Origin of the sequence: Tumidithrix elongata BACA0141 (assembly GCF_036349135.1) — a bacterium.
In the GTDB taxonomy this organism is placed as follows: domain Bacteria; phylum Cyanobacteriota; class Cyanobacteriia; order Pseudanabaenales; family Pseudanabaenaceae; genus Tumidithrix; species Tumidithrix elongata.
Genome location: NZ_JAZBJZ010000127.1, coordinates 1 through 15033, shown reverse-complemented (window position 1 = coordinate 15033; position 15033 = coordinate 1). Strand labels below are relative to the sequence as shown.

At 45.7% G+C, this 15033-nt stretch carries 15 protein-coding genes and 2 pseudogenes; 9 read left to right on the top strand and 8 right to left on the bottom strand.

Annotation, left to right across the window (positions count from 1 at the left end):
• The 3 genes and pseudogenes from V2H45_RS21800 to V2H45_RS21790 form a co-directional block, all read left to right on the top strand.
• A pseudogene (locus V2H45_RS21800) lies at positions 1-186 on the top strand (hypothetical protein); the annotation flags it as partial.
• A 43-nt stretch (positions 187-229) separates the two neighbouring features.
• Entirely contained in the window at positions 230-448 is a 219-nt protein-coding gene (locus tag V2H45_RS21795; RefSeq protein WP_408648860.1) for a hypothetical protein, read from the top strand.
• 82 nt (positions 449-530) lie between these two features.
• Positions 531-2324 (top strand): protein kinase domain-containing protein, encoded by a 1794-nt coding sequence (locus tag V2H45_RS21790; RefSeq protein WP_330485795.1) that lies wholly within the window; start codon positions 531-533, stop codon positions 2322-2324.
• Between the two features lie 135 nt (positions 2325-2459).
• On the opposite strand, the gene V2H45_RS21785 is transcribed toward V2H45_RS21790, so the two are convergent.
• Together V2H45_RS21785 and psbB are read right to left on the bottom strand one after the other, a co-directional pair.
• Positions 2460-2567 carry a photosystem II reaction center protein T gene (locus V2H45_RS21785; RefSeq protein WP_330485794.1) on the bottom strand — a complete coding sequence of 36 codons (108 nt, stop codon included), beginning with the start codon at positions 2565-2567 and terminating at the stop codon, positions 2460-2462.
• 12 nt (positions 2568-2579) lie between these two features.
• Positions 2580-4106: a photosystem II chlorophyll-binding protein CP47 gene (psbB, locus tag V2H45_RS21780; RefSeq protein WP_330485793.1), complete on the bottom strand. Its 1527-nt coding sequence runs from the start codon at positions 4104-4106 to the stop codon at positions 2580-2582.
• 384 nt (positions 4107-4490) lie between these two features.
• Here psbB and V2H45_RS21775 point away from each other — a divergent pair, with 384 nt between their 5' ends.
• The 3 genes from V2H45_RS21775 to V2H45_RS21765 are packed head-to-tail and all read left to right on the top strand — an operon-like array spanning position 4491 to position 6598.
• Positions 4491-5945 carry an anthranilate synthase component I gene (locus tag V2H45_RS21775; protein WP_330485792.1) on the top strand — a complete coding sequence of 485 codons (1455 nt, stop codon included), beginning with the start codon at positions 4491-4493 and terminating at the stop codon, positions 5943-5945.
• Between the two features lie 59 nt (positions 5946-6004).
• The gene (locus V2H45_RS21770) at positions 6005-6301 is read left to right on the top strand and encodes a type II toxin-antitoxin system RelE/ParE family toxin (RefSeq protein WP_330485791.1); all 297 of its coding nucleotides are present in this window, start codon (positions 6005-6007) and stop codon (positions 6299-6301) included.
• A gap of 3 nt (positions 6302-6304) precedes the next feature.
• On the top strand, positions 6305-6598 hold the full coding sequence (locus tag V2H45_RS21765) for an addiction module antidote protein (RefSeq protein WP_330485790.1): 294 nt from the start codon (positions 6305-6307) through the stop codon (positions 6596-6598).
• Between the two features lie 135 nt (positions 6599-6733).
• Here V2H45_RS21765 and V2H45_RS21760 read toward each other — a convergent pair whose 3' ends face one another.
• Positions 6734-7813 carry a DUF1517 domain-containing protein gene (locus V2H45_RS21760; RefSeq protein WP_330485789.1) on the bottom strand — a complete coding sequence of 360 codons (1080 nt, stop codon included), beginning with the start codon at positions 7811-7813 and terminating at the stop codon, positions 6734-6736.
• 56 nt (positions 7814-7869) lie between these two features.
• On the opposite strand from V2H45_RS21760, the gene petG reads away from it, so the two are divergent.
• Positions 7870-7974 carry a cytochrome b6-f complex subunit V gene (gene petG / locus V2H45_RS21755; RefSeq protein WP_330485788.1) on the top strand — a complete coding sequence of 35 codons (105 nt, stop codon included), beginning with the start codon at positions 7870-7872 and terminating at the stop codon, positions 7972-7974.
• Positions 7975-8154: 180 nt separating this feature from the next.
• Positions 8155-8649: a 2TM domain-containing protein gene (locus V2H45_RS21750; protein WP_330485787.1), complete on the top strand. Its 495-nt coding sequence runs from the start codon at positions 8155-8157 to the stop codon at positions 8647-8649.
• Between the two features lie 22 nt (positions 8650-8671).
• Here the strand turns inward: V2H45_RS21750 and V2H45_RS21745 are convergent, their stop codons facing one another.
• The 5 genes from V2H45_RS21745 to V2H45_RS21725 form a co-directional block, all read right to left on the bottom strand.
• Positions 8672-9460 carry a hypothetical protein gene (locus V2H45_RS21745; RefSeq protein WP_330485786.1) on the bottom strand — a complete coding sequence of 263 codons (789 nt, stop codon included), beginning with the start codon at positions 9458-9460 and terminating at the stop codon, positions 8672-8674.
• An 87-nt stretch (positions 9461-9547) separates the two neighbouring features.
• Positions 9548-9709: a hypothetical protein gene (locus V2H45_RS21740; protein WP_330485785.1), complete on the bottom strand. Its 162-nt coding sequence runs from the start codon at positions 9707-9709 to the stop codon at positions 9548-9550.
• 163 nt (positions 9710-9872) lie between these two features.
• A complete protein-coding gene (locus V2H45_RS21735) occupies positions 9873-10910 on the bottom strand; it encodes a cysteine hydrolase family protein (protein ID WP_330485784.1) in 1038 nt (345 codons plus the stop codon).
• 126 nt (positions 10911-11036) lie between these two features.
• Positions 11037-12950 (bottom strand): hypothetical protein, encoded by a 1914-nt coding sequence (locus V2H45_RS21730; protein ID WP_330485783.1) that lies wholly within the window; start codon positions 12948-12950, stop codon positions 11037-11039.
• A 208-nt stretch (positions 12951-13158) separates the two neighbouring features.
• Positions 13159-14034 carry a protein phosphatase 2C domain-containing protein gene (locus tag V2H45_RS21725; protein ID WP_330485782.1) on the bottom strand — a complete coding sequence of 292 codons (876 nt, stop codon included), beginning with the start codon at positions 14032-14034 and terminating at the stop codon, positions 13159-13161.
• Between the two features lie 498 nt (positions 14035-14532).
• Between V2H45_RS21725 and V2H45_RS21720 the strand changes: the two are divergent.
• A pseudogene (locus V2H45_RS21720) lies at positions 14533-15033 on the top strand (hypothetical protein); the annotation flags it as partial.

Sequence of the window (15033 nt, the reverse complement as noted above, 5' to 3'; positions counted from 1 at the left end):
TTCTATCCCAAAAGTACAAACTTCAAAATCGTAAAAGGAGAAGACTTTCAGAAGGCAGTGGATTTGATCAATCACAGACCGAGAAAATCTCTTGACTATCGCCCCCTTACGAAGTATTCTTTGCTTCATCAGACCCCGTTGCATTTCATTTTTGAATTGGCGGAGTTACGATGGTTTATGCCGTAATAAATTATCAAAATCTATAATTCCCACTAACCAAATCACGGGTGTGGATTACAGTTTCCAGACGGATGAGAATTATACTTATGATGACAATGGGAATCGCACGAATGCGGGTTATGTCACGGGTGTAAACAATCGCCTGTTGGAAGATAACAAGTTTCGCTATGAGTACGACCTTGTGGGCAATAGAACGAAGCGGACTGACAAATCCACCAACGAGAGCATAGAATACACTTGGGATCTGAGACAGATTCGTGGTAAGTAGCAGGTAGGGAAAACAACGCTCATATTAAAATTAGTATGTGCCCTATCTTCTGTAATTTGGCAACTCAGGCTACCATAGCTCTATGATTGGTCAACTACTAGACAGACGTTACCGCATTGTGCGCAGTTTGGGTTCAGGGGGCTTTGGGCGTACCTATCTGGCTCAAGACCTGAGGATTCCGGGTGAGCCTGTTTGTGTGGTCAAACATCTCAAACCCGTCAGCACAGATCCCGCCTATCTGCAAATAGCCAGTCGTCTCTTTACAGGTGAGGCAACAACGCTCGCAAAACTAGGACATCACGACCAGATTCCACGCTTACTGGCTTATTTTGAGGAAAATCAAGAGTTTTACCTCGTCGAAGAATTTATTGAGGGACATTCGCTTAACGATGAGATCCAGACAGGTAGAACATACACTGAAGCCGAGGCAGTACAAGTTCTGATGGATGTTTTGGAGGTTTTGGCATATGTCCATAGCCAAGGCGTCATTCATCGCGATATCAAGCCCGATAATTTGATCCGTCGTCAAAGCGATCGCAAGTTAATCCTGATTGATTTTGGTGCGATTAAACAAGTCCAAAGTCAATTAATCGTGCAGCAGGGACAGATCAGCGCCACTGTCGCGATCGGGACACCTGGGTATATGTCTTCCGAGCAGGGACAAGGAAAACCCCGCCCCAGTAGCGATCTCTTTGCTTTGGGTATGATTGGGATTCAGATTTTAACGGGATTAAGCCCTCGCAAAATCCCAGAAGATAAGCAAACAGGTGAGTTGAGTTGGCAACATTTGGTCGCTGCTCAAACTGGACTTGTGGAAGTTTTGACCAAGATGACGCGCTATCACTATAAAGATCGCTATGAAACCGCAACGGAAGTTCTACAGGTTTTGCGACAAGTGACGTCGCCCTATCTGCCAACGCAGCCTCCAATTCAACCGCCAATTCCGTCACCCATTCAGCCTTCGGCTCAACCCCTATCCCAGCAGGTCACCCAATCTGCACTGGAATCTACGTATATTTTGCCCCAGCCGATTCCACCCGTCGTTTCTGCGCCCCAGCCCCAGCCACTTCCTTTGCCCGCTCAAACGTCCGATCCAGATCCAACGGCCTCACAAGCTCCTACACAGCAGGTTCCCAATCTCATCCCTCAGCCTTTTCTCCAGCCCACGCAAGAAACTCGTTCTCAAGGGGGTAAAAAGGGACTACTGATTGGATTGTGGGTAGGAGCTATGCTCTCCGCGATCGCTGTCGGTGTCCTATTCGCAACCAGAGGCAATCAACAGGCGATCGCCCCCACTCCAACCGCCCCAGTCAAGACAACTCCTATTGCCGAATTGCCTTCTTCAAAGCCTTCTCCTACAGCAACAACTACACTAACGCCAACACCAACACCAGAGCGATCGAACCCGACTATAGAACCGACGAATACACCTGTTGTTGTGACACCCACGGCAGTTCCCACAAATCCTTCTAAAGATGCTGGTACACCCCAAGTTCTCACCGAAGCAAAAGCCGTAAGTCGGATTAGAGAACTGGTCTCGGCAAAGCGTCAAATGTTTGCCCCGCCTTTCGATCGCGCGAGACTTGCCGAACTAACGACAGGGGATGCCTATGAAAAGCGCAGCGGTTCGATTGACTGGTTGCAGAATAATAATGCTTACTACGAATTTGGTGCCTTTGCGGTGAAACCCACAGGAGAGTTTCAAAGACAAGGCGATCGGGCATTAGTTACGGTAGAGATCGTTGAAGCGCCAACATTGTATGTAAATGGTCAGATCGATCGCTCGCAGTCGCTCCCCTCTCAGGGTAAATATCGCTGTGAGCTGCGTTTTGAGAATGGTACGTGGAAGATTTCCAACCTAATCAAGCTCGATTAAATTTCATCGTCCTCATATCCTTATGCTTTGGTTCTACCAATTTCAATAGCATCGAGGCATTCAAAACCAATAGCCCCTGTCTTTCAAGACAGAGGCTATTTTGATGTAATTTATGCAGCTATGAGAGCTAGCTAACTACTTTTTGTCTTTGGTGATGACCTTTGGCGGTTCGCGGAAGAAAATCGCAAAGAAAAACAGACCAATCAGACAAGCGAAAATCAAAGTGTAGGTGATAGTTTCCATATATTTTTATGCCTATGCTGAAACGCGGGTTGTTTTGTCTCCGAGCTTCTGGAATGCGCCCCACTCAATTTGTTCTTCATCAAGATCGGGGTCAATACCAGCAAACACATCACGGAATAGGGTGCGAGCACCATGCCAAATGTGACCAAAGAAGAAGAACAGAGCAAATACTGCATGGCCGAAGGTAAACCATCCACGCGTACTGGTGCGAAATACACCATCTGAGTTGAACTTTTCTTGATCGAAATCAAACGCTTCACCCAGTTGAGCCTTACGAGCCAAGTTCTTGACTGTTGGTGCATCTGTGAAGGTCTTACCATCTAGCGAACCACCGTAAACGGTAGCGGTGACACCTGCTTGCTCAAAGCTGTACTTAGATTCAGCACGACGGAAAGGAATGTCAGCTCTAACAATCCCTTGACTATCTTGTAAGACAACAGGGAATGTTTCAAAGAAGTTAGGTAGACGACGTACGGACAACTCATGACCTTCTTTGTCTTTGAATACTGGGTGACCTAACCAACCTTGGGCTAGACCATCACCATTGTTCATCGGACCAACGCGGAACAAACCACCTTTAGCGGGGCTGTTACCAACATAGTCATAAAATGCCAACTTATCGGGAATTTTTGACCAAGCTTCAGAACGACTCAAACCAGCATCAATGCCTGCTTGGACGCGACGGTCGATTTCTTGCTGGAAGTAGCTGTTATCCCATTGATAGCGGGTTGGACCAAATAGTTCAATTGGGGTAGCAGCAGCGCCGTACCACATTGTCCCTGCTACCACAAAGGCAGCAAAGAAAACTGCAGCAATACTGCTAGACAGAACGGTCTCAATGTTACCCATACGCAGCGCCTTATAGAGACGCTCGGGTGGACGTACCGTGAGGTGAAATAGTCCAGCAATAATGCCTACAATACCTGCAGCAATGTGGTGAGCCACAATTCCACCAGGATTAAAGGGGTTAAAGCCATTGGGTCCCCATTCTGGAGCAACATGCTGAATGTGACCAGTTAGACCGTAGGGATCGGATACCCACATCCCAGGACCAAATAGACCTGTGAGGTGAAAAGCACCAAATCCGAAACAAAGAAGACCTGATAAAAATAAATGAATGCCGAACATTTTGGGGAGATCCAACGCAGGCTCGCCTGTGCGTGGATCTCTAAATAGTTCTAAGTCCCAGTTTACCCAGTGCCAAATCGCAGCTAAAAATAGCAGACCTGATAGCACAATGTGAGCTACAGCAGTGCCTTCTAATGTCCAGACACCTGTGTTAACAGCAGCTTCACCAGTAACGCTCCAGCCACCCCATGAGTCTGTAATGCCCAGACGCGCCATGAAGGGTAGGACGAACATGCCTTGTCGCCACATTGGGTTTAGCACAGGATCACTTGGGTCAAATGTGGCAGTCTCATAGAGAGCCATCGATCCTGCCCATCCTGCCACCAGTGCAGTGTGCATTAAGTGTGTAGCAATCAGTCGCCCCGGATCGTTCAGGAGGACTGTATGCACTCGATACCAAGGTAATCCCATCTTAGTAATTTTCCTCTATTTATAGTATGGAGTGAGATTTTAACGGTTCTTTATCTTAATGATAAGAGATTCTGAATCGAGTAACCATAGAGTTAAGCCACGATTCATCTTAGTCAAACAAAATGTTCTAACTAGTTGTAACTATATTTTTGTTTATTTATATTAACGTAAATCATTCCAGTCAAAAGGTAAAGGTCAAGTATCAAAAGGTGCAGTTTCCCTAGTCACTGGTTGGGGCGTCCGATCGCTAATTTCTCTGAATCTTAATCCTGCCGCACTGAATTGAAGGTCAATGCAAGATCGGTCTATTCGCAAAAAATCCATTTATGTGAGCGTAAGGGTAAAGCAAGATATATCTGTGGTTTAGATCGCTAAAATTGACGTATGAAAAACTGGTTGTGGGAAAAGCGATCGCTACCTCAAGGTGTAACGGGCGCGGATGTATGGGAAGCATTATTTGGGGACGAAGCGATCGCGGTTTTATTAGAAAGCCCAGCCCAAAATTTATCGCCGCTTTCTCGTTATTCGATCGCAGCAGGAAAACCTCGCCAAATTTGGACGCCGCCCCCAGGTGAAATTTTGCCTTTTTTGCAACAATTCCCAATTCAGCCTGAAGATGCTGGAGAGGGTGGAAATTTAGCGATCGATCGAAACTTACCGTTTACGGGTGGCTATCTGGGCTGGCTCGGTTATGACGTTGCTTGGGAAATTGAGAAACTTCCCCACAATAAGCATGATTCCCTGCCCTTTCCGATCTCGTTTTGGTACGAGCCTGCCAACTTTGCCACGATCGATCATGTAGAAAAGATAATTTGGCTTGCCGCCAGCGATCGCCACACCCTAGAGGCAATGGGGCAGACCATCTCCGATCGGCTTGAAGGGGATAAGCCTTTAATTCGTTACCCTCGCAGCGGAACGCATCCCGCTCGCAAAGCGTTTCCAAAGGAAATAGGGAATTGCCCCACCTCGGAATTGGATTTATCGGAATTGGATTTAAAGGTGAAGTTCTCACCCAATGCTGATGAATATCAGGCGATGGCTTTAAAAGCCAAGCAACATATTCATGCAGGGGATATTTTTCAGACCAATTTGTCTCTGCGGTTTGGGACGGAATGGTTTGGCAGTGGTTGGTCGCTCTATCGGCAACTACTGCAGATTAATCCCTCACCCTTTGCTAGCTATTGGCGCACCCCTTGGGGTGAGGTGATTAGTGCTTCCCCTGAGCGACTGGTCAAACTCAGTGATCGCCATGTCGAAACCAGACCGATCGCAGGCACGAGGGCAAGGGGCAGCACCCCTGCCGAGGATATTTTCTTAGAGAATGAGTTGCTTGCCTGTGCCAAAGAGCAGTCCGAGCACATTATGTTGGTCGATTTGGAACGGAACGATCTGGGGCGCGTTTGCACATGGGGTAGCGTTAAAGTGGATGAGTTACTGGCGATCGAGCGCTATAGCCATGTCATGCACCTTGTCAGCAATGTCACGGGCGAGTTGAGAAGCGATCGCACCCTTGCAGACCTAATCAAAGCGGTTTTCCCCGGCGGCACGATTACGGGTTGCCCTAAGGTACGCTGTATGGAGATCGTTGAAGCCCTCGAACCCGAGCGCAGAAGTTTGTTTTATGGTTCCTGTGGCTACATCGATCGCCGAGGCAATTTGGACTTAAATATTTTGATTCGTACTTTGCTGAAATGCGGCGATCGGATTTGGGGACAAGTAGGTGCTGGTATTGTCGCCGACAGCATTCCAGAACGAGAGTGGCACGAGTCACTCTACAAAGCCAAAGCACAGCTAAAGGCTTTATCAGTAAGCAACGCGCAATCTGATAACTATAGTTGACAATACGCAACCTGATAACTATAGTTGACAATACGCAATCTGATAGCTATAGCGATCCTATGATAGAGGTTCGTCAAACAGAAGTATTTGCCAAATGGTTCGAGGGGCTAAGAGATCGTAAAGCTAAAGTGCGCGTACAAGCACGTATTGACCGCATGGAAATGGGCAACTTTGGTGATGTTGCTCCAGTTGGAGAGGGAGTCAGTGAACTTCGCATTCATTATGGGACTGGCTATAGGGTGTACTTCGTTCAACGAGACCTAGTTGTTGTCGTACTTCTATCTGGTGGCGATAAAAGTTCTCAGGACTCTGACATCAAAAAAGCCAAAGAACTTGCCAAGCAACTGGAGGATTAAATTATGGCTATTAGCACTACTCGTTGGGATTCAGCAGCACACCTCAAAACAGAAGAAGACATTCAATTGTATCTAGAGGCATGTCTTGAAGAAACTGGTGATGACCCCGCATTGATTGTTTATGCATTAGGCGTAATCGCTCGGGCAAAAAATATGAGTCAGATATCTAGAGATACAGGTTTAAGCAGAGAAGGTCTATACAAAGCACTGTCTCTTGACGGTAATCCCAGTTTTGTTACTGTAGCAAAAGTAGCAAAAGCGCTAGGCTTTAAGCTGACAGTTCAACCTATGGTTTAAGTGAAAGTCAGCGCCGAGTGATGTGCCTAGCCTATTCAGTATGAGTACTTATTAAGTATTCAGGAATTTTATTTGTCTATATCAATGACGAATCTATGATCTATGCCGATCGCACGAAGATCCTCAAGCCATCAATTAAATCTGGATCATATTGCTGTATTCCGTTAATAGTTCATCGTAGGTTAGGCTATCGCTATCTGCTTGAGGACTCCAAAGCAACTCAAATATCAACAAATGGCTTGCAGGAATAGCAGCGATCGCCTCTAAAGCCTTGCGCAATTCTTCGGTATTTCTAATTTCGCCAAATAATGGTTTGTCATGCTCTGTTCCGATCAGTAGCGTCACCACAATATATGCCGATGGGTCTTTTTCTAACGAGGCGATCGCGGCTTGTCGGACTGCCCTGCGACCACCGACATTTACCAAAGTTTCCTCGCTAAATTTACTGCGCTCTTCGAGCGAAAGCTTGTTAAATAGCTCTTCCGCCTTGTCGCGCTTTACGGGTTGAGAGCTAGATGAAACATGCGTCCAATTTTCTGGGGTACGAATCAAAGCGATCGCAGACTCTTGCAACAGGGTCATCAAGCCATCGGGTGTATCTGTATCCACTTCTAGGCTCAACTCAGTTAATCGAGCTTGCACTTCACGCGCTTGGGCTAAGAGGGCAACTTGCAACTTAGTAACGGTAAAGGTATCGTTGCCCAAATCACCAGCCGCCCCCTTGGACTTGTTGCGGAAAAAGATCGCACGAATAATAAAGTAAGTAATTGAGCCACCAATTAGCAAAACAATCAACCAAACAAACCAAGGCACTTCATCCGAACTACTGGTAGATGACTGGTAAGTTCCAGGGGTTGAATAAGGACGGGAATTATTATTATTGATAATGACTGGGGCAATGATTGGGTTGCCACCATTTGAAGGCTGGCTAGGAGAAAAAGAGTCGCGATCGTTGGAACGGCTGGGCGTTGAGGGATCTGACGATCTTGTGGGGCTAGAGCTACCAGAGTTTGAAGGGGTCGAGCGGTTAAAAGAGCCACTCCTAGTTCTACCGGCACTACTTTTGGCATTAGCTTGCCGATCTAGCTGTAAAAATGTATTTAGTTGGCGGTGGGAGGCATCCTGAAAGAAATCGCCAAAGCCCAAATCGATCGCCTGAACCGTCGAAAATGCTAGTAACGTAGCAGCTAAGAACTGAAATTTTGTCTTACGCATAGTAGTTGGTAGTTAAACGTTTAAACTATAGGATGTAGCGTTTCAATTTTTTAGTTGTGGTAGAGCCAATTCTTTCAGGTATTTGTTTGGGTTTAATCTTTATTACCCTCTCTGGTCTATTTTTTGCGGCATATCAGCAATATCGTCGCAACCCGATGTAGATGTAATTAAGCATAATTACTCAATAATCTAAATCATTTATCCCTGACACAAATCTTGCGTTAGGGTGTTTTTATTTTTTAGAGATAATAATATTTTAGCGCTAGTAAATATCCCATGGAAAAAGAGTAAGGAGAAAGGCGTAGTTTTTAATCCCAGTTGAATAGGACAAAATAATTTATATGCCTGAGTCTTATACAGAGGAACAAGTACAGCAGATTTTACAGCGAGCCTTAGCTCGTAAGTCCAAGCGTGGCGATCTGCTTTCACGACAACAAGTCAGCGAAATTGCCTCGGAGTTAGGTGTAAGTGAGGCAGATTTCCTTGCTGCCGAACAAGAATGGATGGCACAAAAGAGTAAATCTCAAGAACGGGCTGATTTTGACATTTATAAAAGAAAAGAGTTTCGCGATGGGCTGCTCAAATATTTTATTGTGAATACCTTTTTGATTGGGATTAATTTGCTCACGTCTGGTCATGTGTCATGGGCAGCTTATCCCTTTTTAATCTGGGGACTGGGCATTGCCTTGAAGGCTTACGCAACTTTTCAAGCAGATAGTGAGGCCTACGAAACAGAATTTAACAAATGGCAGCTCAAACAGAAACGCAACCAGATTACAGCACAAATCACAAATAAGGTTGCATCTTCCGTTGAGAACTGGCTGAAATCTAATTAAAACGCTAATCAGTCACATCTTGCTAAGGACTGCCAAATCCACCAAAAGACGACTGGCTAAAGTTTGCCGCACTTTGACTGGCTCGGATCGCAGACTGGGAAAAGACTTGGAAAGCCTTACGAATTTCCGCATCGCTATTTGCAGGGGTAAGAATCCACTGGTCGCGTATTCCCATTTCCTTAAAGACTTGGCGGAAGTTGGTGCTACCGTCGTCGATACCCATCGCGGCGATAATATGATTTTCTGACATCAGCATATCCTCAGCGATCGCTGCCACATCTCTAGCACTCGCCCTCACAGAATGACAATCTGCACCGTCTGTAATGATCAAGGTTACGGTACGAACGGGTACGCCATTATCAGAAAATTCCTGCGCTTTGGCTAAAACAGTTCCCAAGAGAATAACAGTCTGATCGTACAAAGGTGTACCTTTATTGGGGTTGTAGTTTTTCGTATCCATGCGGATGGCTTGAGACAAAGGGCAATAGGGATAGAGAATATCGCCATTTAAATAGCGATTGTGCGCGAGAATGTTATCCTGTTGCTGCGATGCCTGTAGGGCATCCAAGACAGAGTTATGTCCACCTCTGACCGCTTGGGCGTTACTGCCAAACTGGATGGAACCAGAATCATCGGGCATGATCGTCACGAGCACGACTTCGCTTGCCATCACGTCATCGACATGGATTCCCAAACCTGCTTGGATTTGAGCGCCAATATCGAAAACAGTCAATGCTTGCATCGATTGATTCGAGAGAATACCTTCGTCATGGGCTGATTGAAATAGATCGTTAATGTTCGGTGTGTTCATGGTTTTCCTTCCTTAAATTTAATTCTGCTCTTCACTACTACGGCTACGTTGTAAGCAGTGCTGGAATCTAGTCGAATTTCTAAGCAACTATAGCGATAGCAATCGCTCGAAAATATTTTTCTTGGGTTGAATGGTTTCCCAGTATTCGCGAAGTAGGCGATCGATTAGCGCCGAGCTTGTTGTTTGCTCTTGAGAAAGAATTGCCACAAGATATCTTTCTGTATCGCCATCCAAATTTACACTAATCATACGATTTTCCTCTTAAAAAGCTAAGTGTTGGTGTACATTTGTGAAGTTCTTTGCTTCGTTTTTGGGGTTTGATCTCTCAGCCACCCTTATTAAGGGGGAGAACCTAGAGTTGTTCCATCGTAGGGGCAATTCATGAATTGCCCCTACGATGGAAAGATGATTCTCATCCAAGATTCAGATCTGTCCAAGTTTCCATTAGCTGCGTAGACTTAACCAGATGCATTCCCGCATTCGCAAATCGTTGAAAGGCTTTATCGGCTTGGGGTGTGAAATCCACAACCCTTGGGACAACCACGGGTGAGGTGCAGTCATCCAAGAGATAGACCTTCTTGGCGAGTTTGGGATCGTTGGCGAGGATCTCTGTGAGTAGGTCATCAATTGTCCATGCCACACAATGACTTTTCGCTTGTCCTGCGATGACTACAGCATCAAACTCCAACAATTTTTGCAAAAATCGGGTGTTTTTCTGCGCGATCGCTCTGCCATCTGCACCATCCAACACTTCAGGACGCAGAACGGAATAGTTCTCTGTGAGAGGATTACCACCCTTAATCTCAAAATTGGTTTGACTGTGCCGTGCGATATTATGGAAGAACATGGCTTCCTCAACCGCCGAGACGAGGGCATGTCCGATGCCGCCGAGCATGGAGTGGTAGGGCCAAACGGTTAGGGGATATTTGCCTTCATCGCTGAGTTTCTGTACATAGTGCAAGGCGTGCTTTTGCAATGCCATATAGTTGCCTTTTGCCAAGCTATAGGCGATCGCGGGGTTGACCTTCCATTTACCCTGTTTGACTTCGTCGAGCGTAATCGTGGTGGCAGCAGGAATGGGATGTTCGCCTGCATCGTTCACCCAAAATACAGGATGGAAAATCTGCATGGCAGTGTGGGTATCCATCGTCGGGGCGATTTCGGTAATCGCGCCCAAATTGCGATAGATAAACTCACAGAGTCTGATGTTGTCATCTACGGCTCCAGTGCCAGACTGTCCGCCTACAAAAAGCTCAAAGTCAGGAATGCAGAAGGTGTTCTGAACGTCGATCGCCATCAGACAAATTCGCTTTTTGTCTTTTGCCGCAGGTAAAATCCCCTGCTGTTTTGCCCAAGCTTCGGCTTGACCTGCTCGTTCTTGATAGGGAACGCGCCAGACTTGACTTACTTTGGTGCGATCGAAAAAGGTAGGAATTGGTAACTGTGTCATTTGTGTTTTTATGATTTTGATGTGAGGTAAATTGAATTGGATTTAATGGAATTTGTTTGACCTGTATGGGTAACGGATGGTGTGTGCCTATCCTTAGGGATTTGGGCAACCACGGGGGGATTGCCCCTACCCTTTTCGCTGTAAGAATTCAATCTTTTTCCCATTCACGACATAGATACCGTCCCTACTGGCAAAGAGCTGACTATTGGCATTCACATAGGGTTCTGTCTCTGGAAATGCTTTGGTTTGAACGATTTGTCCATTTTGCACCTCTATTCTTACGATGCCCTCATCGGTCGCAGTGAGGAGGAATTGATTGACAGCGTACTTGCCATGAATAGTGTTGAGCCATGCTACGGAACCAGAGCAATGATTCTTTTCTAGCGATAATGTGGCAATTACCTCACCATTGGAACGAAGGACATTGACGCGATGTACGATTTTGCCCTGCTCTTGGGTGGCGGTAAAGAACCAGCAGTATTCTTGACTGAAACTGCAAGTGGCATCGATTAACTCGCCCTGCCAAGCGGGTAGTTTGACGCGATCGTTGATTCCAGAATGTTTGGCATTAAACACGAACGATACATTTAACTCGCCCGCTCGATAGAACCCAAATCCAAAATGATCGCCCACCCAAAATTGCGTCTGTCCTGATAAAACATCCCCCACATATTCCGAACCAAACTGTCCATCTCTTAGGAGTTGTCCGTTGTCAATCCAATAACGACTCGATTCGTTAACAGCAAACCTTTCTGCTGCCTTAACTTGGGGCAGTGGCTGAGGCATAGAATTAGTGGGAGGTGCAAGCGTAATCATGGCTTTCTGCTTTCCAATTAATGTAGACTTTCCCTTGAGATGAAATTCTAATTGCGAATCCAATTCGCCTGTGAGAATCGTTGCGTTATCTTCTCGTTTAAACGCCCTGCGATCGTGATAGAGCCACAGCAAGCGATCGCCTTCTAAACTCGCACAAAGAATAACACCCTCCGTAGTAAATACAGTCCGAACCGTACAGATTCCAGTTTGTGTAGAATTTTTTGCGGTAGGGATAGAGGTGGTAGGGATTGAGTTTGAATTGCAGCTAGGACAGGAACTTCGAGCGTGTTCGATCCCACATTGAGGGCATTGCTGCCACCGCATCGATTCCAACAGTTGTTTGGGGAATTCGCCACGACGATCTTGCTCGAAGCATTGATGGAGGTAATGTAGCAGGTCATCAGACAGAACTTTATAGGGAATTGCTGGCTTAGGATACTTAACTTCGGGATGGAAAATCGTAATGCGATGCAGCGATCGCGCCTCGTGGGGAATCTTTGTGCTCGTATCCTTGGGTTTATACACACCTCCATAGGGATCGACAAATAAGAGAGATTGCATCAACATCACTGCAAAAGCATACCAATCAGAGTCAAAGTTATGCGGCTGTTGTAAAATCGGTTTACTTTGCTGGGGGTCGCACAAGAGGGGATCGACAAAGCGACTGGTGAAGACGCCACACAGATAGTTATCGAACTGAAACGAGTCCGCATCGATCAAATAGGCTTCGTCTTTATAAATCAACACGTTCAGATCGTTGAAGTCCCCGATCGCTACTTTTGCCTCATGCAGCCGAGCAATTGTGTCATGCAAATCTTGGAAGATTGTCGCGATCGCTTGATTGCCAATTCCACTCGTACTGCGGAACGTGCGATCGCCATACTTTAACAGCGGTGTCGTTCCTTTTAGTAAAGGCATCACATAGCCTAAAATCCTTTGACCTTGTTTGTCGGTGGCGAGACCCTCGGGCTTGACCACTCGGCTAGGCAGATTTTGTGGAAAGGCGGCGAGTTTTTGCTGATGGGTGTTTAGACGTGCGATTGCAGCGGCTTGCTCTCGTTCTCTCTGTTCCTCTGGCAAGGCTTGATAATCGGGGTGATCGGCTTGCTTAAACAGTTTTAAGGCTTTCCCACCACCAATATCAAAGACATCGGCTTCTCCACCTTTACCAATGGTCTGACGAGGGTTGAGGCGTATTCTTTTTTGATTGATATAGACTTCCATTTTACCTATTCCCCATATTCTAGAAGGAGGATGTTTGAGAAGCTTTTAATCTCTTCTACTGTATACACATATTTCATGTGTCCGAGAGGTTTCGATCCCCCTGCCCTGTCGGGCATCCCCCTTACAGAAGGGGGAATTCGTCTTCTCCCCCCTTCTGTAAGGGGGATTGGGGGGGATCGAACCCCAAAACGAAGCAAAAGTATCTTCTCTAAAGCCGTTCGCTTAATATTTTAGCTTTAGACCTTCTAATCGCTACGAGCGTCGTATCGTCGGGTAAAAGTCCTGCAGATTTTACGAGTCGTTGATTTTGCCAGTCAGGTTTTGTGACTTCGTGATTCATCAAAGCTAAGCGACGGTGAAGCATATCGGGATTGCTAAAATAACGATCTTGCTGCCAAAATTGAGCGATATTTCCAACTACTTCTTTGCCATTGGGTAGTAACTTACTCTCTGCCTGAATCAGATCGCTGACGCCATCTGTTCCAATGAGTACGGAATTCAAATTCTCCGTCGCCAAATGGTGATGCAATTGGAAAGGAACGAGATCGGGTCGATACAATCCATAGGCTAAATAGGGAGGTGCATTATTAGGAAAGCTAAATTCTGATATCTCTCCATTCAAAGCGATCGCACCATCTCCGATCGCAAAGGTAATGCTTTCTTTGGGAGTAATCAGGACGCCCACAATCGTAAATAGAAAGTAGTCGTTAATGATGCTAAAAAAAGCACTCTCTGCTTGACTATCCTTGCGAATATCCCCACTCAAACCACCGATCGCTTCGAGCATATTTCGGAGTTGCAGTAGTAAATCCGCTTGAACTGTGAGCCAAAAGCTTTCTCCAATTTCATCCTCCCCCTTAGTGGCTTGTCTGTTTAATTGTGCTGCGATCGCTTGGACAGTTAGTTTCGCGCCGATTTTTGCGCCCACTTCGCTGTGTTTTCCACTCCCACATCCATCACAGACCACTGCGATCGTGCCAAACTCAGAGCGCAAGGTGTGGTAAGCATCTTGGTTGTTTTTGCCAACCTGTAGATGGTTTCTCCCAATTACCGAGCCTACCGCAAGTTCAAATGCACTGTTCATTTGGGTTGTGATGAATTACTTGTAATAGTGTAATTTCTACACCATCCAATATAGTGTATTTTTAACACTAAGTCAATAGGCTTTTGGAAAATCTATGTTTGCTACATTTAAACATCCATAATTTAGTAAAATATCATATATACCAAGAACTGTGGTGCGAAGTCCAAAAAGTTGTCAGTTGGTGTTAGAGGGTTCGATGTTTAAGGAGAAATAAAGATATCTCTATATACATATCTCCTAGTGGTCGCTATTCAGCCCCAAATGCAATTTGAGGATATTGGTGGGAATAGAAAAGATGCTGGTTGACTGACAAAAGTGTTAAAGGAAAAAGCTTACAGGGATTGAATTTGAGCAAAAAAGAGGCGTATGCTGTTGCTGTTTTTAAGAATGAAACGAGCATAGATCAAGATGATCAAAAACGCCTCACGACTCCATGATGAACTAATAAAATTTGGAAGTCAATACTGCCCATGGTCAGATGTCAGACATTTGGGAGTCATGGCATGGATGATGCTTGGTTTAATTGCCACAGGAAGTGTGAATTTAACCAAGTGGATCGGTTATATCAGTACAGATGTGCATATTGCTGCTGCTTGGGAATCAAGCAGCAAAGAATATTGGTATATTCTCAGTACCGAACCTTCCACGCTCCAGACTTTTCGTGAATATGGTTTACGCTTTACTATTGAAGAAAATTTCTTGGATGATAAATCTAGCGGTTTTGATTTGGAATCTTCTCGTCTGCGTTCGGCACCTGCTCTTTCCCGTCTTTGTTTGGTGATGGCGATGACGACACTCTTCTTAACTGCTCAAGGTCTTGCTGTAGTTGAATCTGGTTATCGCCGACGTGTTGCCCCTCACTGGTCTCGCGGTTCCAGTTATCTCAAAATTGGTTGGAATTGGGTTATTACGGCGCTAAACAAAAACTGGGTTTTCTTTTCTAATTTCGTAATTGCTCAACTTAGAGGAAATAATGCTTCGAGGGGGTTCAAAGCCACA